Origin of the sequence: Phocoenobacter atlanticus subsp. cyclopteri, assembly GCF_018343795.1 — a bacterium.
GTDB lineage: Bacteria > Pseudomonadota > Gammaproteobacteria > Enterobacterales > Pasteurellaceae > Phocoenobacter > Phocoenobacter atlanticus.
The window spans coordinates 1510091-1535211 of sequence record NZ_CP074346.1; the positions used below are offsets into that span (position 1 = coordinate 1510091).

At 34.6% G+C, this 25121-nt stretch carries 27 protein-coding genes, 1 tRNA gene and 1 pseudogene; 6 read left to right on the forward strand and 23 right to left on the reverse strand.

Annotation, left to right across the window (positions count from 1 at the left end):
- Window positions 1-54: 54 nt before the first annotated feature.
- The 8 genes and pseudogenes from lysA to KGI96_RS07165 form a co-directional block, all read right to left on the reverse strand.
- Window positions 55-1272: pseudogene (gene lysA / locus KGI96_RS07130) on the reverse strand (diaminopimelate decarboxylase); the annotation flags it as partial.
- A gap of 130 nt (window positions 1273-1402) precedes the next feature.
- The gene (tilS, locus tag KGI96_RS07135; RefSeq protein ID WP_211597637.1) at window positions 1403-2662 is read right to left on the reverse strand and encodes a tRNA lysidine(34) synthetase TilS; all 1260 of its coding nucleotides are present in this window, start codon (window positions 2660-2662) and stop codon (window positions 1403-1405) included.
- Window positions 2663-2695: 33 nt separating this feature from the next.
- On the reverse strand, window positions 2696-3424 hold the full coding sequence (gene fabG / locus KGI96_RS07140; RefSeq protein ID WP_211597636.1) for a 3-oxoacyl-ACP reductase FabG: 729 nt from the start codon (window positions 3422-3424) through the stop codon (window positions 2696-2698).
- A gap of 10 nt (window positions 3425-3434) precedes the next feature.
- Window positions 3435-4376, reverse strand: a complete 942-nt coding sequence (gene fabD / locus KGI96_RS07145) for an ACP S-malonyltransferase (protein ID WP_211597635.1) — start codon at window positions 4374-4376, stop codon at window positions 3435-3437.
- Between the two features lie 176 nt (window positions 4377-4552).
- The gene (asd, locus tag KGI96_RS07150) at window positions 4553-5443 is read right to left on the reverse strand and encodes an archaetidylserine decarboxylase (RefSeq protein ID WP_211597634.1); all 891 of its coding nucleotides are present in this window, start codon (window positions 5441-5443) and stop codon (window positions 4553-4555) included.
- Between the two features lie 74 nt (window positions 5444-5517).
- Window positions 5518-6018 carry a PTS glucose transporter subunit IIA gene (gene crr, locus KGI96_RS07155; protein ID WP_211597633.1) on the reverse strand — a complete coding sequence of 167 codons (501 nt, stop codon included), beginning with the start codon at window positions 6016-6018 and terminating at the stop codon, window positions 5518-5520.
- 86 nt (window positions 6019-6104) lie between these two features.
- Window positions 6105-7832, reverse strand: a complete 1728-nt coding sequence (gene ptsI / locus KGI96_RS07160; RefSeq protein ID WP_211597632.1) for a phosphoenolpyruvate-protein phosphotransferase PtsI — start codon at window positions 7830-7832, stop codon at window positions 6105-6107.
- A 76-nt stretch (window positions 7833-7908) separates the two neighbouring features.
- Complete coding sequence (locus KGI96_RS07165) at window positions 7909-8166, reverse strand: HPr family phosphocarrier protein (protein ID WP_211597631.1); 258 nt, start codon at window positions 8164-8166, stop codon at window positions 7909-7911.
- A 250-nt stretch (window positions 8167-8416) separates the two neighbouring features.
- Here KGI96_RS07165 and thiP point away from each other — a divergent pair, with 250 nt between their 5' ends.
- Window positions 8417-10000: a thiamine/thiamine pyrophosphate ABC transporter permease ThiP gene (gene thiP, locus KGI96_RS07170; RefSeq protein WP_211597630.1), complete on the forward strand. Its 1584-nt coding sequence runs from the start codon at window positions 8417-8419 to the stop codon at window positions 9998-10000.
- Complete coding sequence (gene thiQ, locus KGI96_RS07175; RefSeq protein WP_211597629.1) at window positions 9993-10625, forward strand: thiamine ABC transporter ATP-binding protein; 633 nt, start codon at window positions 9993-9995, stop codon at window positions 10623-10625. The genes thiP and thiQ overlap by 8 nt, the downstream gene beginning before the upstream one ends.
- Window positions 10626-10648: 23 nt before the next feature.
- Here thiQ and rraB read toward each other — a convergent pair whose 3' ends face one another.
- The 4 genes from rraB to KGI96_RS07195 form a co-directional block, all read right to left on the reverse strand.
- The gene (gene rraB, locus KGI96_RS07180) at window positions 10649-11047 is read right to left on the reverse strand and encodes a ribonuclease E inhibitor RraB (RefSeq protein WP_211597628.1); all 399 of its coding nucleotides are present in this window, start codon (window positions 11045-11047) and stop codon (window positions 10649-10651) included.
- Between the two features lie 4 nt (window positions 11048-11051).
- On the reverse strand, window positions 11052-11690 hold the full coding sequence (gene yihA, locus KGI96_RS07185; protein WP_211597673.1) for a ribosome biogenesis GTP-binding protein YihA/YsxC: 639 nt from the start codon (window positions 11688-11690) through the stop codon (window positions 11052-11054).
- Window positions 11691-12110 (reverse strand): DUF805 domain-containing protein, encoded by a 420-nt coding sequence (locus tag KGI96_RS07190; protein ID WP_211597627.1) that lies wholly within the window; start codon window positions 12108-12110, stop codon window positions 11691-11693.
- A gap of 415 nt (window positions 12111-12525) precedes the next feature.
- Window positions 12526-14631: a YadA-like family protein gene (locus tag KGI96_RS07195; RefSeq protein WP_211597626.1), complete on the reverse strand. Its 2106-nt coding sequence runs from the start codon at window positions 14629-14631 to the stop codon at window positions 12526-12528.
- A 395-nt stretch (window positions 14632-15026) separates the two neighbouring features.
- On the opposite strand from KGI96_RS07195, the gene typA reads away from it, so the two are divergent.
- From typA to KGI96_RS07215, 4 genes are all read left to right on the forward strand, one after another.
- On the forward strand, window positions 15027-16859 hold the full coding sequence (gene typA, locus KGI96_RS07200; protein ID WP_211597625.1) for a translational GTPase TypA: 1833 nt from the start codon (window positions 15027-15029) through the stop codon (window positions 16857-16859).
- Between the two features lie 203 nt (window positions 16860-17062).
- Entirely contained in the window at window positions 17063-17629 is a 567-nt protein-coding gene (locus tag KGI96_RS07205) for an elongation factor P hydroxylase (RefSeq protein WP_211597672.1), read from the forward strand.
- Window positions 17630-17721: 92 nt separating this feature from the next.
- Window positions 17722-17798 (forward strand) — tRNA-Ile (locus KGI96_RS07210).
- A 186-nt stretch (window positions 17799-17984) separates the two neighbouring features.
- Complete coding sequence (locus KGI96_RS07215) at window positions 17985-19190, forward strand: tyrosine-type recombinase/integrase (protein ID WP_211597624.1); 1206 nt, start codon at window positions 17985-17987, stop codon at window positions 19188-19190.
- Between the two features lie 45 nt (window positions 19191-19235).
- On the opposite strand, the gene KGI96_RS07220 is transcribed toward KGI96_RS07215, so the two are convergent.
- From KGI96_RS07220 to KGI96_RS07270, 11 genes are read right to left on the reverse strand one after another with little or no spacing between them, the layout of a single operon-like run.
- Window positions 19236-19418, reverse strand: a complete 183-nt coding sequence (locus KGI96_RS07220) for a helix-turn-helix transcriptional regulator (RefSeq protein WP_211597623.1) — start codon at window positions 19416-19418, stop codon at window positions 19236-19238.
- Between the two features lie 14 nt (window positions 19419-19432).
- Entirely contained in the window at window positions 19433-19882 is a 450-nt protein-coding gene (ssb, locus tag KGI96_RS07225) for a single-stranded DNA-binding protein (protein ID WP_211597622.1), read from the reverse strand.
- A complete protein-coding gene (locus tag KGI96_RS07230) occupies window positions 19875-20441 on the reverse strand; it encodes a hypothetical protein (protein WP_211597621.1) in 567 nt (188 codons plus the stop codon). The genes ssb and KGI96_RS07230 overlap by 8 nt, the downstream gene beginning before the upstream one ends.
- Window positions 20434-20718: a DUF6378 domain-containing protein gene (locus tag KGI96_RS07235; protein WP_211597620.1), complete on the reverse strand. Its 285-nt coding sequence runs from the start codon at window positions 20716-20718 to the stop codon at window positions 20434-20436. Before KGI96_RS07235 ends, KGI96_RS07230 begins: the two co-directional genes overlap by 8 nt.
- A gap of 15 nt (window positions 20719-20733) precedes the next feature.
- Complete coding sequence (locus KGI96_RS07240) at window positions 20734-21267, reverse strand: phage N-6-adenine-methyltransferase (protein ID WP_211597619.1); 534 nt, start codon at window positions 21265-21267, stop codon at window positions 20734-20736.
- Between the two features lie 3 nt (window positions 21268-21270).
- Window positions 21271-21933, reverse strand: a complete 663-nt coding sequence (locus KGI96_RS07245) for a DNA-methyltransferase (protein ID WP_211597618.1) — start codon at window positions 21931-21933, stop codon at window positions 21271-21273.
- 15 nt (window positions 21934-21948) lie between these two features.
- Window positions 21949-24267 (reverse strand): replication endonuclease, encoded by a 2319-nt coding sequence (locus tag KGI96_RS07250; RefSeq protein WP_213156409.1) that lies wholly within the window; start codon window positions 24265-24267, stop codon window positions 21949-21951.
- The gene (locus KGI96_RS07255; RefSeq protein ID WP_211597616.1) at window positions 24267-24443 is read right to left on the reverse strand and encodes a hypothetical protein; all 177 of its coding nucleotides are present in this window, start codon (window positions 24441-24443) and stop codon (window positions 24267-24269) included. The genes KGI96_RS07250 and KGI96_RS07255 overlap by 1 nt, the downstream gene beginning before the upstream one ends.
- Complete coding sequence (locus KGI96_RS07260; protein ID WP_211597615.1) at window positions 24433-24645, reverse strand: hypothetical protein; 213 nt, start codon at window positions 24643-24645, stop codon at window positions 24433-24435. The genes KGI96_RS07255 and KGI96_RS07260 overlap by 11 nt, the downstream gene beginning before the upstream one ends.
- A complete protein-coding gene (locus KGI96_RS07265; protein WP_211597614.1) occupies window positions 24646-24795 on the reverse strand; it encodes a hypothetical protein in 150 nt (49 codons plus the stop codon).
- Window positions 24795-25112, reverse strand: coding sequence for a hypothetical protein (locus KGI96_RS07270; RefSeq protein WP_211597613.1), 318 nt, complete (start codon window positions 25110-25112; stop codon window positions 24795-24797). Before KGI96_RS07270 ends, KGI96_RS07265 begins: the two co-directional genes overlap by 1 nt.
- Window positions 25113-25121: the final 9 nt, after the last annotated feature.

Here is a 25121-nt window from a genome sequence, read left to right on the forward strand (position 1 = left end):
TTTTTTTTGTGATCAAGTTCTAAATTTAAGAGATTATTCAGCATAATAATTTCACTAAATATCTATTTCTACCCTTTTTTGATGAAGAACCAAATCCTCAAAAGTTTCCTGCTCACGAATAAGATGTCCTTTACCATTGTGCCATAACACTTCTGCTGGACGTAAACGTGAATTATAATTATTAGACATCATAAAACAATATGCACCTGCATTATGAAAACACAAAATATCCTCTTGCTTGATCTCTGCAATACGGCGATTAGACGCAAAAGTATCCGTTTCACAAATATAGCCCACTACCGAATAAAATCTTAGTTTCCCATCAACATTAGAAATATTTGTTATATGATGATACGCACCATAGAGCATTGGGCGTATAAGATGGTTAAAACCACTATCGATTTGTGCAAAAATTGTGGATGTCGTTTGCTTAATCGTATTTACCTTCGCGAGGAAATATCCAGACTCACTCACCAAAAATTTACCGGGTTCAAAAGCAAGTGTTAATTCTCGCCCATACTCAGTACAAAATTTATTAAATCTAGCACCAAGCTCTTCCCCTAAAAGTTCAATATCCGTTTCAATATCATCTTTCTTATAAGGCACTTTAAAACCACTACCAAAATCGATAAATTCTAAATCAGCAAATTGCATTGCTGTATCAAATAAAATTTCTGCAGCTTGTAAAAAAACTTCAATATCTAAAATATCTGACCCCGTGTGCATATGTATGCCATTAATTCGCATTCCTGTATTTTCAACAATGCGTAAAATAAGAGGTAACTGGTGAATACTAATGCCAAATTTTGAATCAATATGCCCCACTGAAATATTAGAATTTCCTCCTGCCATAATATGTGGATTAATACGGACACAAACAGGAATAGCTGGATATTTTTCACCAAATTCTTCAAGCATACTCAAATTATCAATATTAATTTGTACCCCATACTGTGCAACAGTTTCAATCTCTAATAAAGAAACGCCATTGGGTGTAAATATAATCTGCTGAGGTTCAAACCCTGCTTTAAGGGCTAATTTGACCTCTCCAATAGAGACTGTATCAACACAACTACCTAATTTTTTAAGTAACGCTAAAATGGATATATTAGAAAGTGCTTTAACTGCATAATGCACCCTTAATTTTGGAACATTAGAAAACGCATTAGTTAATCGTTGATATTGTGAAATGATTTTGTGTGCATCATACACAAAAATAGGAGCACCAAACTCCTCTGCAACTGCGTGTAAATCTTGAAAATTCATTGTGTTTTCTCCATTGTTATATTTTTAATGAAACTCCATTGTAGTAAAAAATAAATTAGGATCAATACTATTCTTTCATTAAATGAAACTTATATTAGCATTTCGTGTATTTTAAACATAAATAAGCGAATATAATTTATTGCAATACCATTAATAATTGATCTTCAAAAAAAACAACAGGAGTACGAGAACGTAGCCAAGTAGGAATTTGATGTTGTTGCCAAATTTTTTTCATCTCTTCACGTTGTGATTTATTATGTACTTTTACTTTACCTACACAACCTAATTTTATTTCTAGTGTTTGATTAGCCAATTCTTGAGGCAATAGATAGCGGTCACTTCGTTGTGAAAATTTACAAAAAAGATGATCCCCAAAATGAGTAATTTCTGCAAGGTTATGGGGCAACCTAATTCCCTTATTAGGAGCAAGGTATTCTGAAAAAGGGGGAATATCCACTAATTCGGTAGTAATAAAAAGCTGTGATTGATAACGGCGAATAATATGCTTACCTAATTTTAATTGTGGATTTTTATCTGCTGATATATGAATAAAATTCGTTAATTGCGCTAATTGAGCCACACTAGGGATTATCACATCACATTTTTCTAACCACAACCGTAATAACTGTTGCTGTTTAAGTATTGAAAAGTGAGAGAAAGCGGTCACATTTAATGATTTTTTTGCAAAATTTGCGACTTTATGCAACTCATCATTTAATAATTCTTCTAAGAGTAATTGCTGGTTTTCGCAATGTTTCGCACTACGAGACACCATTCTGGGAAACTGTTTCCAGCGTTGATTTAATAATGGTAAAACCTCTTGACGTAAAAAATTACGATCAAAATCAGTATTAAAATTACTTTCATCTTCAATCCACTTAAGACGATTTTCTTTAGCATAAGCGGTTAGTTCCTGCTTAGAAAATGCAAGTAAAGGACGCAATAATGGGAAATGATGTGAATAGCTAACTTCCTGCATTGCAGATAATCCTTTTAAACCATTGCCTCGTTTTAATGCAAGAAAAAAGGTTTCTGTTTGATCATCTAAGTGATGTGCCGTTACCAACATCTCATCACTTGAAATTATTTCTCTAATGGCTTGATAACGTGCTGTTCTGGCACTATTTTCAATGTTTTTTGTCGCATCAACGGTAACTTTTTTGATAACTAATTCAATACTATATTGATCGCAAAGTTGCTGACAAAAATCCGCCCAATCGTCTGCATTTTTGCTTAAACCGTGATGAATATAAATGGCTCTCAATGTTGATTTATCTTGAGTTTTACAAAGTAAATCTAACAAAACAACAGAATCCACACCACCACTTAAGGCTACAAGTAACTTTTGTGATGGTGTGATTAATTGTTGCAATTTTTGTTGAAATTGAGAAACCATTTTATTTTTATAACAAATTAAAATCAGACTATATTAGCTCATATATAATCCACCGTTCACATTCAAAGTTTCCCCTGTAATGTAACGAGCATCTTCTGAAGCTAAGAATGATACCGCTTTAGCAATATCCTCTGCTTGCCCTAATTGACCTGCTGGGATTTGGCTTAAAATAGCATTTTTCTGATCTTCATTTAGCTCTTCGGTCATATCTGTCGCAATAAAACCCGGTGCAACGACGTTTACCGTAATGCCACGAGCCGCCACTTCTTTAGCTAAAGATTTTGAAAAACCTACTAAACCTGCTTTTGCTGCACAATAGTTAGTTTGACCTGGATTTCCCATTGAACCAACTACCGAACCAATAGTAATAATACGTCCAAAACGTTTTTTCATCATTGCACGCAATACAGCTTTTGATAAACGGAATACCGACGTTAAGTTCGTTTGCATAATATCAAACCACTCATCCTCTTTCATTCGCATTAACAGATTATCACGCGTGATACCTGCATTATTGACTAATACATCAATATCACCAAATTCAGTTTTAATTTGTTTTAAAACGGCTTCGATAGATTCAACATCTGCCACATTTAGTACTAAACCTTTACCGCTTTCGCCTAAGTAATCAGAAATGGTATTTGCTCCATTTTCAGAAGTAGCAGTACCAATAACAAAATGCCCTTTGGTCACTAATTCTTGTGCAATTGCTCGCCCAATACCACGAGTCGCGCCTGTGACTAATGCAATTTTTTTTGTCATTTTAATTTCCTTATTTTTTAACTGCTTCTAATGAAGCAATATCATTCACAGCTTGAGCATTTAAGGTTTTCACAATACGTTTGGTTAAACCTGTCAATACTTTGCCAGCACCAATTTCATAAAGTGTTTCCACACCTTGCTCTGCCATTTTTTCCACAGTTTCCGTCCAACGAACAGGACTGTAAAGTTGTTCAATTAACGCTAAACGAATACTCGCCACATTAGTTTCAACCGCCACATTTACATTATTGATAACGGGAATTTGCGGAGCTGAAAATTCAATTTTAACTAATTCTTCTGCCAGTTTATCTGCTGCTGGTTTCATTAACGCACAATGTGAAGGCACGCTTACGGCTAAAGGTAACGTGCGTTTTGCCCCTGCTTCTTTACATAATTCAGCCGCTTTTTCTACTGCGTCTTTAGAACCTGCAATTACCACTTGTCCAACAGAATTAAAGTTTACCGCAGATACTACTTCACCGGCATTTGCTTGACTTTGAGCCTGCTCACAAGCTTTAATAATCGTTTCATTGTCTAAACCAATGATTGCATACATTGCCCCTGTCCCTGTAGGTACCGCTTGTTGCATAAATTGACCACGCAATTCCACTAATTTTACCGCCTCTTTAAAAGGAATAACGCCCGCACACACTAAAGCGGAATATTCCCCTAAACTATGCCCTGCCATTACACTTGGTTTCAAATCTGGATATTGTTGTTGCCATACACGATAAATCGCCACAGAACTCGTTAACAGTGCTGGTTGCGTACGATGTGTCTCATTCAATTGTTCTGCTGAACCGTTTTGAACTAAATCCCATAAATCATAACCCAATACTTGTGAGGCTTCTTTAAAGGTCTCTTCTACGATTGGAAATTGTGTCGCAAGTTCACTTAACATACCGATTGATTGTGAACCTTGACCTGGAAAAACCATTGCAAAATTTGTCATTTTATATCCTTTGTTACTTATTGATTTCACTGGCTATTATAAAATAACTAATGTCATTTTGTGATGAAATAAAAAGACATCAAACCAGTTAATAGTGAAAAAAATCTAAAACAAGCGGTATGATTTTCAATAAATTTTGCAAAAAATTTATATTATCCCACCGCTTGTCAGTAAAATTATAATTGAATACCGAGCTTCTCACCCATTTTTGTTCCACTTCCTTCAACAAGTGAACTATCTAATTCAATTTTACTTTGTGGGAATAAGTTGATCACCGTAGACCCTAAACGGAAAGCACCCATTTCTTGTCCTTTTTTCAATGAAATAGCCTCTTCACCTTCTGCTGAATATTCCCATACTTTTACCTCTTTTGAACGAGGTGGATTAATTACACCTGCCCAAACGGTACTCATACTCGCCGTAATGGTCGCTCCCACCAAAATTTGTACCATTGAACCAAATTCAGTATCAAATTCACAAATGACACGTTCGTTACGAGCAAATAAATCAGGGATATGGTTTGCTAAAAATGGATTAACAGAAAAAAGCTCACCCGGTACATAAATCATTTTACGTAATACACCGTCACAAGGCATATGTACACGATGGTAATCTGTTGGTGATAAATAGGTGGTAATAAATTGTCCATTTCGGAATTTTTCAACTAATTCATCATCATTCGCAAGTAAGGTTTCTAACGTAAAATTATGCCCTTTTGCTTGAAGTAATTGATTATCTTTAATCTGCCCTAATTGGCTTACTTTACCGTCAGCTGGAAAACAAAGAACGTTTTTCTGTTCAACGATAGGGCGGGCATTTGCTTTCAGTGGACGAATAAAAAATTCGTTAAAAGAAGCGTAATCTTGTGGTTTTTCTTTTTCTGCTTCTGATAAATTCACTTTATAAAATTTCGCAAATACATTAATAATCGTATGAGTGACCACTCCCCATTTTTTTTCTGCAAACCAACCTGCAACTTGGGTTAAAGCAAGCTGTGGCAATATATAATGCACTGCAATTTTTAATTTTTGTAAATAACTTGGTGCTGGATAAGATTGGTAATTCATTTTATCTCCTACTGATTAAAACACAAAAACCACGGTATTTACCGTGGTTTGTTTATCCTAAAATAATCGGTAAATTATTTAGTTAACGTTAAAACAACTGTTTTACCTTCAACGACATCACCTGATTTTTTCACTAAATTGCTGATTTCATCCATATTTGAAATCACAACTGGTGTTAATACTGATTTTGCTTTTTCTTCAAGTAGTGCTAAATCAAATTTAATAATAGGATCACCTACTTTCACTTTTTGCCCTTCAGCTGCAATACGAGTAAAACCTTCACTTTTTAACTCAACAGTATCTACACCAAAATGGACAAACAACTCAACACCATCTTCTGATTCAATAGAGAATGCGTGATTAGTTTCAAAAATTTTACCAATGGTACCGTTTACTGGTGCAACTAACGTATCCCCTGTTGGACGAATTGCAACACCGTCACCGACTATTTTTTCAGAGAAAACCACATCAGGCACATCTTCAAGACTGACGATTTCACCAGTAAGTGGTGCATAAATTTTTACTTCTTTGGCTTCTGTTTTTTTTGAACCAAATAACTTATCTAAAAAACCCATAATAATCTCCTGTATGTTGGGACTTAATAATATCTAAAATATAAAAACTAAGTATATTCTATACAAAATAGACCATTTGTAAGTATTTAGTTTAATTTTTCGTAAAAACTATCCACTAGTTGTTCAATCTCTTGGGCTGTTGGACAAGCTAATGCTTTATCGGCTAATATTTTTGCCTCTGCATAATTCATATTACGTACCAATTTTTTAATACGAGGAACTGAAATTGCACTCATACTAAATTCATCTAATCCCATACCCAATAATAATGCAACGGCACGTTCATCTCCAGCAAGCTCACCGCACATACCGGTCCACTTACCTTCTTTATGTGACGCATCAATAACTTGCTTGATTACATTTAAAACTGACGGAGCTAATGGATTATAAAGATGAGCGATATATTCATTTCCACGATCCACCGCTAAGAGATACTGGGTTAAGTCATTGGTTCCAATACTAAAGAAATCCACTTCTTTCGCTAAATGACGAGCATTGATTGCCGCAGATGGTGTTTCAACCATTACACCAATTTCAAGATTTTCATCAAAAGCCACATTCTCAGTACGTAATTCAGCTTTAAACTCTTCAATTAATGCTTTTAAGGTACGAATTTCTTCTACTGAAATAACCATTGGGAACATTACTGCAAGTTTCCCAAATGCTGAAGCACGTAATACTGCTCGTAATTGATCTTTTAAAATATGGCTATATTCATCAGTCAAACCTATACGAACAGCACGCCAGCCTAAAAATGGATTCATTTCTTTAGGGAAGTCCATATAAGGTAATTCTTTATCACCGCCGATATCCATTGTGCGTAAAATAACACGTTTACCATCCATTGCTTGTACAATTTCTTTATAGGCTTCAAATTGCTCTTCTTCTGTTGGAAGAGCAGAACGATCCATAAACAAAAATTCTGTACGATATAAACCAATAGCCTCAGAACCGTTACGTAACGCACCATCAACATCACGAATTGTCCCAATATTTGATGCGACTTCAATATGATGACCATCTAAGGTTTCAGCAGGTAAGTCTTTTAGTTTTGCTAACTCTACTTTTTCTTGCTCAACTTTTTCTTTTAATGCTTTAAATTGCTCAATTAATTCATTTTCAGGATTAATATGAACCATATTATTTTCTGCATCAAGAATTAGCATATCTCCAGTTTTTACCAGAGACGTAATATTATTGGTTCCTACAATGGCAGGTAACTCTAATGAACGAGCCATAATAGAGGTATGAGAAGTACGTCCACCAATATCAGTAACAAAACCAAGTACTTTATCAAGGTTTAGCTGGGCTGTTTCAGAAGGTGTTAAATCATAAGCAACAAGAATGACTTCTTCGTGAATATCTCCCAAATCAACAATTGTCATACCCAGAATATTGCGTAACAGACGGTTACCAATATCGCTGATGTCACCTGCACGCTCTTTTAGATATTCATCATCTAAATCAGCAAGCATTGAAACTTGCATATCAATAATTTTACTTGTTGCGACATCCGCAGTAACAAGATTTCCCTCTAAATAAGCTAAAATTTCTTCTTCAAGCTCTTCATCTTCTAAGATCATTAAATGACCTTCAAAAATAGCTTCTTTCTCTTCGCCAAGCGTTTGTTTTGCTTTTTCTTTAATTGCAATTAATTGAGCGGCGGCTTTATCACGACCTGCAAAAAACTTCGCTTTTTCCGCTTCAACTTGATCCGCTAAAATTTTATGAGAGTTAAGAACAATAGGTTCTTCTTTTAAGACAAGTGCTTTACCAAATACAACACCTGGAGAGGCAGCGATACCTGAAATCATAATGTATCCTTTGTGTATGTTTAAATGTAACAAAACAACTTTCTGTTTCCAGAAAGCTGTTTTTAAATAGAAATAATTATTCTAAAGTAGGGATAAGTTCTACTAAGAAATCCACTGCTTTTTGTTCATCTTCACCTTCAGCAGAAATAGTAATAACGGTTCCTTGCGTTAATCCTAATGTTTGAAGTTTAAATAAACTTTTCGCACTTGCACTTTTACCTGCAACTGTCACTTCAATTTTTGACTCGAAACCTTTTGCCGCTTTTACAAACTCAGCAGCTGGACGAGTGTGCAAACCATTAGCACCAACGATTTTTACATCTTTTGAATACATAACTAAATCCTCATTGATTTTTTCAAAGTAATAAAATCTGTTTTTGGGTTATATTTACCAAAAATCTTAATAACTTTACTACAAATAGTAAAAAAAAGCATTCAAAAATATACAAATATCTTTAATTAGATCAAGTTTCATCAAAATTTTTATATAAAAAATAGATTTAAACTAAAATTTGATGATCAATTTACCCTAAATTTGCAAAAAACTGTTAAGATCTGACCGCTTATTTTTCATTGATTAAACTATGTTACGCTATTTTACAACATCTTCTGCTTGGCTCATTTATATTCTGATCTTATTCTTATATGGTATCAGCTTTTATGCTTTTATCTCTCATAGTAATGAAAATACCTTTTGGTCAGTCTCAGAAAGTTTAAAAATTGTAAAATATAGTGTTATTCAAGCTGGATTATCTGCTGTACTTGCAACTTTTCTTGGCATTTTATTAGCTCGCTCCTTTTTCTATTTGAATTTTAAAGGTAAAGGTTTTCTATATAGACTCATCAGTTTTGTCTGGTCACTTCCTTCCCTTGTTGTTATTTTTGCCGTCGTGGGGATATGGGGGCATTCTGGCTGGATTGCACAACTCCTTGATTATTTGGGAATACAATGGTCATTTTCCATTTATGGACTACAGGGTATTTTAATTGCTCATTTGCTACTCAACATTCCTCTGGTAACAAAATATACCCTTGAAGGTTTACAACTCATTTCTGAAAATCAATTTAAGCTCGCCTCTCAACTAAGATTAACAGGTTGGAATTATTTTAAAATTGTAGAATTACCTCACTTAAAAGGCATTTTACCCTATGCCTTTAGTAATGTTTTTTTGCTCTGTTTTACTAGCTTTCCAATTGTGTTGATGCTTGGTGGTAGCCCCAAATACAGCACTTTAGAAGTCGCCATTTACCAAGCGGTCACTTTTGAATTTGATTTTACAAAAGCAATAATACTTATTGGGGTTCAGCTTGTTATAGGCGTATTTTTACAACTTATAATGGATATCACCACACGCTACGCTTTTTCATCCAAAGTTATTACTCACCCTACACAATACTGGTTACCAAAGCCATTGGGTTGGTCTAAATTATTTTTACAAGCGGTATTATTTTTGCAAATTTTTGCAATAATCGTACCGCTTATGAGCATAGTATGGGAAGCTGTTATCGTATCTAATTTTATAGGAAAATTACTTAATCCTGCGTTATGGATTGCATTTGGCTACTCTTTATCTATTAGCATCATCGCCTCAATTAGTGTGATTACGATTACTTATTTATTAATTTTAGAAACGCGTCAATTAGCTTTTCATCATAAAAAATTGGCTCAAAGTTTACTTGCCGGTGTCACAACTTATCCGCTTATTTTACCTGTGTTTTTACTTGCGGTTGGTCTGTTTTTATTTTTTATGGAAACAGAACTGTCTACTTCTCAGCTATTATTAATTGTTGGTTTGTGTAATGGTTTAGTACTCCTACCCTATATCTATCGGCTACTCTTTTCACCAATGTATCAAGCTTTCGCTCGTTACAATAATCTGGCTCAAACCTTGAATTTGAAAGGAGTAAATCGTTGGTGGATTGTAGAGAAGCCTTATTTAATTCGACCGCTTATCAATGCGTTTGCCTTTGCAATGTCTGCCAGTTTAGGCAGTTTTTCTATTATTGCATTTTTTGGTACACCTGATTTTAGTTCACTCCCCTACTTGCTTTATCAACAACTTGGCAGTTATCATACTGAAGATGCTGCGGTGACCGCTTTAGTGCTAATGTTATGTGCTTTGTTACCTTTTTTATGTATTAAAGAAAAGAGAATTATTAATGATTAAACTTAACCTCAATTTCGATTATCCACAAATGCCAATGCAATTTAATTTACAGATTAAAAAAGGTAAAAAAGTCGCTATTGTTGGTGAAAGCGGGGCAGGGAAAAGTACACTATTAAATTTAATTGCAGGTTTTGAACAAGCAACTTCTGGCGAGTTGTGGCTTAATGGAGAAAATCATTTTTCCACCTCTGTGACACAACGTCCTGTGGCAATGTTATTTCAAGATAACAATATTTTTTCCCATCTCACGGTAATGCAGAATATTGGATTAGGCTTAGAGCCTCGTTTAAAATTAACCGCGGAACAAAAGGAAAAAGTCACAGATATTGCCACTCAAATGGGAATTGATGACTTGATAAATCGCCGTTGTGATCAACTTTCTGGCGGACAAAAACAGCGTGTTGCACTGGCAAGAACCTTGTTACAACATAAACCTATTTTACTACTGGATGAACCCTTTTCCGCTCTTGACCCACAACGTCGCCAAGAGCTTCAAAGTCTTGTCGCTAAAGTGTGTGAAACACACCATCTCACCTTGTTGATGGTCACCCACCAACTTAATGAAGTACAAAATCTATTTGATAATGTAATAAAAATCGAAAATGGAAAAACCTGTTACTTATAATCTTTATTGATAATTAAGAACCGTTATTCCTCATCATCATAAAATTGTATATCATCATCGTCTTCATCTGGTGCATTTGGATCTTCAAAATAAGTGCCCCAGCCCTCATATTCTGCTCCCGCTTCTTCAATAAGCGGTAAAATTTCTTGTTGCTGTTTAGCAATTAATTCTGGTTTCAATTCAATTTCACTGACAACATCACAACAGAAAATTGTCGAACCATCTTCTTCCTCAAACTCTTCTGCATCCGCAATTTCATAGCCTAATTTAAAAATATCAATCACCAGTTTTTCTAATTTATCAAAATTTCTATGGGCAATATGATGCTCTACAATATAAAGTGCATTAGGATCACTGCCATCATTGAATAAATCAGTGATAATTTCATTGGTTTCTTGATCTAACTCTGCTTGGTTATACATAATTTTATTCCTCTGTTGCATCTGTTTGTTCTATCATTATTTCAGCAAACCAACTATTTAGTTTGTTGGCAAGCTTATCGATACCTGTTCGTTTCAGTGCAGAATAACATTCTACTTCAATATTTCCCTGAAAAGGTAAAATAGCTTCTCTCACTATTTTTAACTGTTTATTACGTTCACTTTGATTTAATTTATCTGCTTTCGTTAAAAACAGTAAAATGGGTAAATCAGATGCTACCGCCCATTCAATCATTTGTTGATCGAGTGCTTTAAGAGGGTGGCGAATATCCATTAAAATCACAATTCCTTTCAAACATTCACGTTGCTGTAAATATTCTCCCAACGATTTTTGCCATTTTATTTTCACCTGCTCTGGCACTGCAGCATACCCATAACCCGGTAAATCTACAATTTTACAATTTGGTTCAACCTCAAATAAGTTAATTAATTGAGTTCGCCCTGGTGTTTTTGAGGTTTTTGCCAGACTTTTTTGATTAGTCAGTACATTTAATGCTGTCGATTTACCTGCATTCGAACGCCCAGCAAAAGCGATTTCAACACCAACATCTTCAGGAAGATGATGAATATCTGGAGCACTCATTAAAAAGTGCGTTTTTTGATAATTTAATTTTATAGTCATAATTTATTCTTTAAATGTAATAGAAAGTCCCTGCTCACCATATTCATTGGCGTCAGGAAAACTTTTGAAACAACCCCACTCTAAAAGTAACGTTGTGGAAATAAACACCGGCATTACTACTCCCAACGCCCAAGCCATCTTGCCTTGAGCGCCGAAGGAAGTAAAATAACATAAGATCGGCACCACTAAGATAAAAAGTGCTTTTGCAGAACGATTGCGATCATGTAATCGCTTAATAATAATCGCAATAAAACTATACATTGATACGAATAAGGGTAAAACTGTCAATGTTGTCAAAGTCTCAATTTCTATAATAAAATTTGCCATTATCAATAAGAATAAAAAATTTAATCCAACGCCAATCCAAAATCCTTTACGATTTAAACGACCTTGGAAGGAAAATAGAGCTTTATACCAAATCATAATTTTTTCTTTCTTGTTAAAGCGGTCACTTTCTTGTAAAAATTTGCAAATTTTCACAAGAATCATACCGCTAATATTGTGAATAGTTTATAGAGTTCAGTATTCTACCACTTGCTTTGTGAATAATGCTACCTTTACAATGCAAGATTACATATTTATTCATTACTATTTGATGACATAGCCCATAAAAAGATAATTCATCACAACTTCAGTCTCTTTCGAAGTATTTTTACAGCTTCATTCACTTTCCCTATAGTAAATTAATTTTTCTATGACATAGATTAAAGAAAAATTATTTTCTTTTAAATAAATCGATCCACTCTAACAATAAAATGCTCTCTTCAATTGAAGAGAGCATTTTATTCAAAATAATAACCAATTATTAATAACTAAATATCAATAATTAAATTAAAACTTACCATTGGTAGCCAGCACCTAAAGTTGCACCAACATCTCCACTTGAATTTGAATTGACCGTTCCCTTAACAATCCATTTTCTATTATCTGAGATAGTTGAAACACCCAGAGCGATAGCTGTTGCTCCTTTATAGGTTGAACCTGCTGCTGCAACCATACTATGACCAGGTAAATAAGCCTGTGGCAGTCCAGCTGTTGCCATTGCTCCTGCAACTCCAGCCTTTATTTCTTTCACATCATCGGCAACTCTAACTATACTTTTCTTAACTCCAGCAATAGCATTGTCCAATTTTCTATCAACATTGTCCACTTTTCTATCAACATATTTTTTAACAGTATCACCTGTCACAGTGTTCATATCGCCTGCTTCAATTTTTCCAGCACCGACTTTATTAAGAATATCTGTCACATTCGTAGCTAATTTAACTTTTGTTATATTAGCATCTTTAATCTTAGCTGTCGTTACTGCATTATCTACAAGTTTATTCGTTGAAATGCCACCATCTTTTACAGATACTTTACCATTTTTGACGGTAATACTTGAATCATCTACATTCACTTTCAAGTCAACCTTGCCTGTAGCAACATTTCTATTTGTGCCAATACTAATGGACTGATCTGAACTAGTAATATCTTTGATATCCTTAGTCTCAAGTTTAGTATCCAAGGCTTTTTTAACTTGTTCATCCGTAACTAATTTACCTGTTGGAGTAGTCAAATTTGCCCTCGTATTTAACTTGTTTGTCCAAGCAGTTACATCTACATCATTCAAGTTACTTGCATCTTTCTTAGTAACTTCTGTCTTAGTATAGTGATTAGCTTTTAAGTGTTCGAATACTGTTTTACCTGTAACTGTCTTATGTTGATCAGGAGTTGTATCTAATATTTTACCTTTTCCTACTTCTAATGCTTTAATTTGAGCTACATTTACTGCATCAGCATCTTCTGTACCTGCTGCTAGTCCATTTATTTGTCTTGTAACACTTGCATCTGATTTACCTACTGATACTGCTGCGTGAGTTGCTTTCCAAATTCCTGTATTATATCTAAAGAACTTAGATCTGTCTGTCAAGAAATCGTACCCCGCTTTACCCTTATCAATAGTTGCCTCTGAGGCATAACCTAATGCCACGGCATTATCTAATGTTGTCGTTGCTGAAGTTCCTAATGCAACTGCATTTACTCCTTTAGCATATGAATCATTACCTATCGCTAACGAATTTTCATTTGATGCTACTGCCTTATGTCCTATTGCATATGAAGATATCCCTTTCGAATTTGCTTGTGTTCCGATTGCAAATGAATTAATTCCCTCCGAAACTGAAGCAGTTCCTATTGCTTGAGATAACTTTCCTTTAGATTTAGCTTGATAACCTAATGCAGTTGAGAAATTTCCTTCTGAAACTGCATTTTCACCTATTACATATGAATATTCCCCTCTCGAAGTTGCATTTCTTCCGATTGCAAATGAATTAGCTCCTTCTGAAACTGCACTTTCACCTATTGCATATGAAGATATCCCTTTCGAATTTGCTTGTGTTCCGATTGCAAATGAACTAACTCCCCCCGAAACTGCAGCAGATCCTATTGCTTGAGATGACTCTCCTTTAGATTTAGCTTGATAGCCTAATGCAGTTGAGAAGTTTCCTTCTGAAACTGCATCTTCACCTATTACATATGAAGATAGCCCTTTCGAATTTGCATTTCTTCCGATTGCAAATGAATTAACTCCCTCCGAAACTGAAGAAGCTCCTATTGCTTGAGATGAATCTCCTTTAGATTTAGCTCGATAACCTAATGCAGATGAGAAGTTTCCTTCTGAAACTGCATATTCACCTATTGCATTAGATTCATGTCCCGTTGAAATTGCTTGATAACCTAATGCTAGGCTATTTATTCCTATTGATTTTCCATATGGAGAGTTCAATTCTTCCGCAAATGCCAAATTACCACTGATTAAAAGCGATGTTACTAATCCTAGAGTTAAGCTTTTCTTACTTTTAGAATGTTGACTTTGAGCTTTGGTTCTGCTTTTGGCTAACTCTGAAATTACTGTATGCGTTTTTGTTGCTTGATTAAACACAATTTTGTAGACTTGGTTCATAAAAAATTCCTTTTTAATTTGATTATCTTTCCTTAGATATTTGATTATCTTTCCCTAGATGCTTGAGTCTGATAATATCCTTTTATCACTAGCTGATAGTTATATAAAAAATCATACCAACTTTCCTCATTGTAAAATAAAATAAAATAAATACAATAAAAAATCATAGAAATAAGGGTTTCTGATGTAAAAACAAACCAATAATAAGAAAATAAAAATAAGAATAAGAAATAAATATAGTAAAAGTAAGATTAACGACGTAGTTTCACCTTAACTTGCTATTTTATTTAACGAATGAAATGACTATCTATTAAACACAATTAACGGTATAATTGCTTGTTATGTAAAAAATATTTTGCACAACTTTTTTAAACAAACAACTTTAAGATAATAAAATGACACAAAATTTAGATATAAATAAATTGCGTAATATCGCAATTATTGCTCACGTCGATCACGGTAAAACAACATTAGTAGATAAGCTTCTTCAACAGTCTGGTACTTTTGGAGAAACTCGTGGTGACGTTGATGAGCGAGTAATGGATTCAAATGATCTTGAAAAAGAACGTGGAATTACAATTTTAGCAAAAAATACCGCAATTAACTGGAATGACTACCACATTAATATTGTAGATACTCCGGGACATGCCGATTTCGGTGGTGAAGTAGAGCGAGTACTTTCAATGGTAGACTCTGTTCTATTAGTGGTTGATGCTTTTGATGGTCCTATGCCGCAAACTCGTTTTGTCACCCAAAAAGCGTTTGCTCACGGTTTAAAACCAATTTTAGTAATTAATAAAGTCGATCGCCCAGGAGCAAGACCTGATTGGGTAGTAGATCAAATTTTTGATTTATTTGTCAATCTTGATGCAACAGATGAACAATTAGATTTTCCAATTATTTATGCCTCAGCATTAAATGGTGTAGCAGGTCTTGAACACGAAAGCCTTGAAGCAGATATGACGCCGTTATTCAAAGCAATTGTCAAGCACGTTGAACCACCAAAAGTGGAAACAAATGGCACTTTCCAAATGCAAATTTCTCAACTTGATTATAATAGTTATGTTGGTGTAATTGGGATTGGGCGTATTAAACGTGGATCAGTTAAACCAAATCAACAAGTGACTTTAATTAATAGTGAAGGTAAACGTCGTAATGGTAAAATTGGACAAGTATTAAGCCATTTAGGTTTAGAGCGTTATGAAGCCGAAATCGCTCACGCAGGAGATATCGTTGCAATCACTGGTTTAGGAGAATTAAACATTTCTGATACACTTTGTGATGTGAATAATGTTGATGCCTTGCCTGCATTAAGTGTTGATGAACCAACAGTAACAATGTTCTTCTGTGTAAACACTTCACCATTCTGTGGTAAAGAAGGTAAATTTGTTACTTCTCGTCAGATTTTAGAGCGTTTACGTAAAGAACTGGTACATAATGTTGCATTGCGTGTTGAAGAAACAGAAGATCCAGATGCATTCCGTGTTTCTGGTCGTGGTGAACTTCATTTATCAGTATTAATTGAAAATATGCGTCGAGAAGGCTATGAATTAGCAGTGTCTCGTCCTAAAGTAATTTTCCGTGAAATTGATGGACGTAAACAAGAACCTTTTGAGCAAGTGACTGTAGATGTGGAAGAGCAACATCAAGGTGCTGTAATGGAAGCATTGGGTATGCGTAAAGGTGAAGTGAAAGATATGTCTTCAGACGGTAAAGGGCGTACTCGTATTGAGTATATTATTCCAAGTCGTGGTTTAATCGGTTTCCGTAGTGAATTTATGACAATGACTTCTGGTACTGGTTTACTTTATGCAAGCTTTAGCCATTATGATGATGTTAAAGCAGGTGAAATTGGTCAGCGTAAAAATGGTGTATTAATTTCAAATGCAACAGGTAAAGCATTGGCATTCGCATTATTTAATTTACAAGAACGTGGTAAATTATTAATTGAACACGCAGTAGAAGTTTATGAGGGTCAAATTATCGGTATTCATAGCCGTTCAAATGATTTAACAGTAAACTGTTTACAAGGTAAAAAATTAACGAATATGCGTGCATCTGGTAAAGATGAGGCTATTTCATTAACGACACCTATTAAGTTTACGCTTGAACAAGCGATTGAATTTATTGATGATGATGAATTAGTTGAGGTTACACCAAAATCAATTCGTATCCGTAAGAGACATTTAACCGAGTTAGATCGTCGTCGTTCGGGTCGTAAAAACTAATATTCGTTTTTAATCATTCTTTACAAACGCTTCTTTTTAGGAGCGTTTTTTTAAATATCACAGAAAAAATGTTCGATAATTTGAGATAATCAAAGTCTTCTTAAATAAAAATCAATATTATTACAATCTCAATCAAAAAATAACTATTATCTCTTTACAAAAGTTAGGCTATAATCCCCTTTATTTTTATATTCAAATTAATGATGAATCAAGACAACCATAATGTTGAAGATTTAATCCAGATTTTCAATAAAACTTTTTTTAAAGAATATAACATCAAACTTGATTTTGGTGGTGACTATCCTATTTACCTTCCTCAATTTTTAGAAGAAAATGGTAAACTTTCTGAACGTGATTATAATGTTATTTTGTTTGCTAAAGGTTATTACAGCAGTGCCTTACACGAGGTTTCACATTGGTTAATTGCAGGAAAAGAGCGTCATAAATTAGAAGATTTTGGCTATTGGTATGAGCCAGATGGTCGCTCTGAGCAGCAGCAACGTGAATTTGAAAAATTTGAAGTGAAACCTCAAGCCATTGAATGGATACTTTCAACTGCTGCAAATTTTCGCTATTTTGCCAGTGCTGATAACTTAACAGGAAATGCAGGAGATAATCGTTTATTTAAACAAGCGGTGTATCAACAAGTTAAAGATTATGCAGAAAATGGACTACCAATACGAACGGAGCAACTTCGTCACGCTTTAAGTAAATTTTATCACACCGTGGATTATATTGATCTCACTCAATTTGATATAAAAAAGATTTAAGAAATAAAGGCTATTTTTTATTCTAACGCACCATAAACGATAGCTTTTTATGATTTTTTTCACTATAATGCATTCGCTTTTAACATTGAAATCCCCCCGTAGCTCAGTTGGTTAGAGCAGTCGACTCATAATCGATTGGTCACTGGTTCAAGTCCGGTCGGGGGGACCATCAACAATTTTGTCATCTTTCGTTTTCTTTCGCCATCTTTTATAAAACTCTTTATTTATAAACCCTTAAAACATTTTGTTTTTTTGACTTCTTTCGCCCTCTTTTGTTGTCCTTTGTTTACTTTCGTGTTTTTTTGTAGTATTTTTTGTAGTAACTTACTCAAAAGATAAAATAACGTACTACAAAATGCCAAAGATAGTAAAACCTTTAACGAACACTGAAGTAAATAATGCTAAACCAAAAGAAAAGCCTTACCGTCTGAATGATGGCAAGGGACTTTACTTGCTTGTAAATCCCAATAAAAGCAAGCTGTGGCGATTTAATTATTCACGACCGTTTAACAAGAAGCGTAATGATTTAAGTTTGGGAAAATATCCAGCAGTAACATTATTACAAGCAAGAGCATTGAGAGATGAATACCTTTCTTTACTTGCTCAACGTATAGATCCACAACTTTATAGACAGAAGTTAGAGAATGATGCATTATCAAGTCAAGAAAATACGTTTATAAAAATTGCTGAAAAATGGAAAAAGAAGAAAGCACCAGAAGTAAAAGAACAAACAATGCTGAAAAACTGGCAACGTTTAGAAAATCATCTATTTCCTAAATTAGCATATTATCCAATCACAGAAATTACTCCACAACTTGTGATCCAAACATTGGAACCTTTGCAGGCTAGGGGAGTCGGTGATACTCTACACAGAACCGCCCGTTTACTTAATGAAATTATGGATTTTGCAGTGAACTGTGGAATACTTGAGTTTAATAAATGTATAAATGTTGGCAACTCATTTACAAGACAGCCAATAACAAATAATCCTACCATTCGCCCTGAAGAGTTACCTACTTTTTTAAGTAAATTAACATATAGTAATGTATCATCGATGACAAAAATACTCATAAAATGGCAACTTCTTACAATGGTTCGCCCAAAAGAAGCTGTAACAGTAGAATGGTGTGAAATAGATTTTTATAAAAAACTTTGGACTATTCCAGCCGAGAAAATGAAAGGGGGAAAGAAACCGCATACAGTGCCACTTTCTACCCAAGCCCTTTCACAACTTGAAAAAATGAAAGAAATCACAGGGCATCAACAATTTGTATTTACGAGTATTATAAACAAAATACAGCCAATGAGTTCACAAACTGCAAATAGGTCGATATCTTTAATGGGATACAAAGGGCATCTCACTGCTCACGGCTTGCGAGCGTTAGCCGACACGTACTTGAGTGAACAATTATTAAATCACGAAGTGATTGAAGCCTGTCTATCTCACGGAATAAAAAATAGTGTTCGAAAGGCTTATAACCGCTCTGATTACTTAGAACAAAGAAAACCAGTAATGCAACTTTGGGGAGATTTTGTAGAAAATTGTAGCCCTAGATTATGATTATTCTTAATAAAAAGACCGCCTAATGCGGTCATTTTTCATTGTCTAAGAATTTATATACTCTTCAATATCCGATAAACGCCAACGAACCGCACGTTTACCTATTCTTTTTGGCTGTGGAAACTTACCTTGTTTCATATATTTATAGATACTTGTTACACCAATACCTACCAACTCCACAACTTCACTTAATGTTAATAATTGATTTATCTGTGTTGATTTTTTCATTACTCACCCCCAATTTAAAACGGTATATCATCATCAAAATTATTGTTAGGCTTCGGTGCTTGATAAGTTTCAGCTTTACCTTTTGCCTTTGCATATTGATTTTGCGTTGGTTTCTGCGGTGTAGTCGTTGCATTATCTTGCTTACTTCCTAACATTTGCAAACTACTTGCAATAATTTCTGTTGTGTAACGTTCAATGCCCGCATTGTCTGTCCATTTATGCGTTTGTAATTTACCCTCTACTGCAACTTGTGATCCCTTTTTAAGATAATCACGCACGATTTCCGCACGGCGTCCATAAAATACAACCCTATGCCATTCAGTATGCTCTTTCATCTCACCTGTTTGTTTATCTTGCCACTTTTCAGAAGTGGCAATGCTGATAGTTGCGATACAATCGCCATTTGTTCCTTGATGAATTGTTGGGTCATTACCGAGACGACCTATAATAATTGCTTTATTCATTTTCTAGGTCCTCTTCAGTTATTTCAACTGTTCCATTTTTTGTTAATTTCACAGGTACTGCAAAATGACTATAATCACACATGTCTTCTGATACAAAAATCTTATCATTAAAATCTTCTGGCTCTTCATACATAATTGCCTCTATGATTTTATTTTCTCGTGCGTGATCATCACTAGTATCAGATACATAAGCAAGAATATACTTATCTTTTGCTAGTTTTTTAGCTAATTCAGAACCTACCAACTTTGGACTTGGTTCTTCTATACAAATTTTATGACCCCAATCATTACAGCCCTCCATCAACTTAATAATTTCATCATCTGTTTCTTTAACAAAAATATACTCGTTATGAACGTAAATTCTTGTTGCTTTTAAATCTTCGTCATACTCAAAATAATAGATATGCTGAGTATTAATATTAATACGTTTATTCAAGTCAATGACTTCATCATCAACACATTCAACACGTTTTAATTTAATAAATTTACCCATTGTTTTGCCCTTATCAATTGCTATTTCACTATTATTTATTTTGGTTAAAGTGATTGTTTTACTCATTGTTATTTTCCCCTGTTAAATTTCCCCCTAACATCGCATAACCCGCAATATCTCGCCAGTTGTCTTCATAATTTGGATCACCTGTAACAATACGTGCTATTTTTACACAGATCATTTCTAACGCCTCTCTTTGTTGCGTGGTAATTCTTATTTCTTTATCTAAGTTTCCAGTTTTTAATGCTCCTTTTAATTTTTGAGAAATATAAGCGGTTTCACAAAAATCCCCATAAACCGCACCACGATCTACTATCGTTTGTTGTACTGTTTTATTTTTCATAGTTTTTCCTTATTTTTAAGTTCTATAATGTGCAATTTGTCTTATTTCATTAAGAGGAACATAGTCTGTTGATAGCTTCTCCCTTTTTGTTTTATCAAAAAAGACAAACATTTGCGGACGTCTTGCCCCTTTCGTTTCTAACCCAGTTTCACTGTGTAAAAATGGAATGCGACTTTCTGTTACAAATACAATTTTATTTGCGTGTTGAACACATTTAGCAAACCATTTGGTCGAGTTATCTACATTTAAAAGCATTACTACTTTTGCTCCTTTTTCTGATTCTGTAATTGCTTTTTCAATAAAAGGGAGCGGATTAGAGTAAGGTGGATTGCACCAGATACGTTTACTCTTACTTGTCCAATCCACATTAAGTGCATTTTCCTCTTTTGATATGAATTTCTTACACTTTCTATTAAACTCACTTGCAGCTGCATCTAATCCAAAGCCCTTATTGTTCAATATGTTACAATTTAAAAAATACACTTCAGCAAAACAGATTACCCAAAAAGGTGTCGCCCAGCTGTCAGTGTCCATTGTTTGTCTTGTCATTGTTTACTCCTTTTCTCTTAATATTCTATTTTTAGCGAGTTCGAAATAATGTGAATTAAGTTCAAAGCCGACATACTCAAAACCTAGTTGTTCACAAGCGATTAAACTACTTGCACTACCAACGTGAGTATCTAAAATTTTATGTCCAGCTTTTGCATACTTCTGCAGTAGCCACAGATAAAGATTTACTGGTTTTTGTGTCGGATGTATCCTTTTTTCGTTTAATTTTTTATTTCCTTGTTGTATATGCCCTTCATCTATAGATTTTCCCTGCATCATCCCGTTCCACATATATTTGAACTGTCTCACACTATCGTGTTTACTGCAGTATGCAATTTCGCAATCACTAAATGGACTCTTACCGTTGCACTTGTCCCAAACAATACGGCCAGAACCAAATTTGTAATTATTAAAATAATTTACGCCCCAGATAATCTGATGTTTACTTACTCTAAATAACTCATCAAAATATTCTTTAGTTGGCAATTCCCAAGTATCCGTTTCTTTATAGATTCTTTGAACACCGATAGGGCTTTCTTTTTTGCCATAAAATTTTCTCTTCTCAGGACCCGAAAAATAAGGCGGATCGACTATGGCTAAATTAAAATAATTGTCAGGGTATTTTTTCATACCTTCAAAACAATCTTCATTCGTGAACTTATTCATACTTTCCCCCTCTTTTTAACAAAATCTAATCTCATTACCATCGTATTCAATACTCTGATAATTGTTTAACTTAACTGATCCACCTTTTAATAATGAATAAATATGATTATTATTTATCCAATTTTCAGGAATGCCACGCCACCTTAACGCCATTTTCAATTTTTCCACCTCCTTAGGTCTTTGATGTAAGTAATCACTAACTGAAATATAGCCTAAACCCTTGCTATGAATAGGGTTACAGTTATTGACACAAGTCCAAGCGGAGCAAAGCTCCGTATTTTTTGCTTCGCTACGCTCACCAATTTTTGGTGAACGTTCATCTTGCGAACGTTCATCTTGCTTAACTGCTTTTTTGATGACCCATTTCTTTAAACGTGTTTTCACACTTTCAAATGCAGATCTTATCCCTGTGATTTTTTTGCTGACTTCACCATATTGATTAGCGTCACACTCTTCATAGCAAAGATTTGCATATTGATCGGTACGTTTAACTAATGCCCCACCTTGTCCTTGTAAGTAGCACGCATATTCCCCCATATCAGCAAATAAACGTAATTCTTCCAATTTCTTATCAGAAATCTTGCCAGTTAAACAGCGACGTAATTCACGCCATACCGAAATATTGCCTGCCCCATAAAACTGAAATTGACGAATGCCCCATAAACTCGCCCACGCTCTCGCACGTTTTGAGTTTTCTTTTAAATCAATATCTTTTACTTCATCACTCATTACGTCATCATCAGCAAAACCATCAATATTTTTTGCAATATATTTGGCAATATAGCCCGTTGGGGTCCCTTTCTTTTTGTCGCATTCTTCCACTTTGCAACGATGTTTTTTGGCTCCTGCTTCGTCACCGTCTTCCTCTAGTGCTTTCATCTTAAAAAGTTCAATGGCTTTTTCTTTGTGTTGCACGGGTACAAAAAAGAGTAAATGCCAGTGGGGAGTTGCATCGTGATGAGGTTCTGCTACTCGCATTCCACTCCCTTTAATCCCATATTTATTCAGTAATGCTCGGTATTGTTGCCATACTGTGTTTAAATATAGATGTGTGGCTCGTGGGCTTGCACCATTCCATTTTGGGTTACGTCCACCAGTTGAAAGCTGAGCGTGGTATTTGCTCGGTGCAGTTAAAGTTAAGAAAAGAGCCACAAGCCCGTTTTCTTCTGCCCATTCCTCAACACCTCTTAAGCGTGTCATCATTTCAATTCTTCTTAGTTGTGGGTTTGAATTAGAGCGTAAAAACATATCCAACAACGCTACTTGTTCCTCAGGCTCTTCAATGTTTTCAACGATCATCTCTTTTAAAAAATCATAGTTTTTACGCATTTGCATTTTCCAATCACGCAAACCGTCTTTTGAAATATAAGGGCTAACTTTCTTTTGTACTTCACCGCACGCAATCGCAATATGTTCAACCATTCTTTTTTGCAGTGTACGAAGTTGCTTAAACCAAAATGTTTCACTGGTGATTTTGCTCAATGCAATTTGCATTTGATTCACTTTTGGGTTATCGGTTTTCTCAAAGGTTTTCCAATACGGCATTTCAATGCAAACCTTTTTACACATCTCACCGCATTCAACAAAGCAATCTTCCATTACCTGATCAATATCTTCTTCAGAAAATGCTTTGCCACTATTCGCAAGATGTGTAAAGAAGTCTGTTTGCAAATTTAAAAAAATATCTGCTAATTTTTTTGAGATGTCTTTTAAACGTTGCTCATTGAGTAAGAAAAAAGGAATTTCTGCTTTTTTATCTAGCATATTCTTTTTGCGTTTACGCCCTAAGCAGTGGTTTAAAATCCCCTTGATTTTGTTTGGTCTTGAAAATTTTTGATAATCTTTTCCCACTTCTTTTGCCATCGCTTCAGCTTTTTTACCCTCTTCAATTTCACGGTAAATATCATAAGCACGTTGTTCGGAAACACTTCTATCTAACCAAGAAAAATCAACCTGATACTGGTCTAACACCAAATTTAAATGCTTATCAAATAAATCACGCAGATAACAGTTTGCATAAGCACGTTGTTTATTCCCAATCGCAAAGCCAATAGAACCATCGTCTTTAACGCTTTTATAAGCTCGTAAATACAAACCACGAAAATACTCACGCTGACGTTTTGTCGGTAGCTTTCTTAACAATGCCTCGACATAATCAAAACTGTCTTTCCCCACCAAATCAAACAATTCAAGCTGATTATTTGTTACTTGTTTATCATCAAACTGTGGCTTAACATTATTGTTAAGCGGTAACTTTTCAGCAATATTTTGCAAATTTCGCTGATAAACTTCTTCGGCTCGTTGCTGTTGAGCCTGCGAATCCCAGCCAGCCATTAGCAAGCTCTCCCTTTTTGTTCAATCTCTTTTAAGCGTTCAATATGATTAATTGCTTGGCTTTCAGTAAAAAAACAATCAATCACATTAGTCTTAGCAAAAACGACGAAACACGGTTCACACTCTTTTTGTTTAATCTTATAATTGCCTGATATTAAAATAGTTTTAGTCTTCATCTCTAATCACCCTCGTTGTACAAGTTACTTTAATTATGACTTCTTCATTGTCTTCTAGTGACGTTGAATGTTTGTCGAACATCTTTGAAAAATCGTTATAAAGATTATCGAAATAGAGCTTTAAATCTCTGTTTAATGTGTCACGATTTGCGAGAAAACCGCCCTCAACTTTTTCTTTAAACTGTTTTACTTTGATACCCATTTAATAGCCCTCCTTTCTTAAATTAATTGCTTCATCTAACGCTTTAATGCCCTTTATCCAGTATTCATAGTTGCCAGTTTTAAAATATAAATATGTAAAAAACTGATAAAATCTAACCGCTATATCTAGCTTATTTGTATTAATCATCATTATTCATCCCCTTTCCAAACCTGTTTTAACACTTTAGTTAAACGATAATAAATAGAACGATCTGCTTGCGAATAAACATTAATATCTACAATTGCCTGAGAAATTGCTTTAATGTAATCTTTCGGCAAAACATCTAATGACTGCGAGCTATCAACCTCGACACCTGCAACTTTTAGAACAAACCGACGATGAGAGTCGGTATAACTTGCCCAACGATCACGCAATAAAAACCAATCTTGTGTTGTTTTCGGCGTTTGTTCTGCTTGTCTGTTTTTTTCAAACTGCTGACGCAATGCTGTCCAACTATTGATTTTCATTGCTAACCC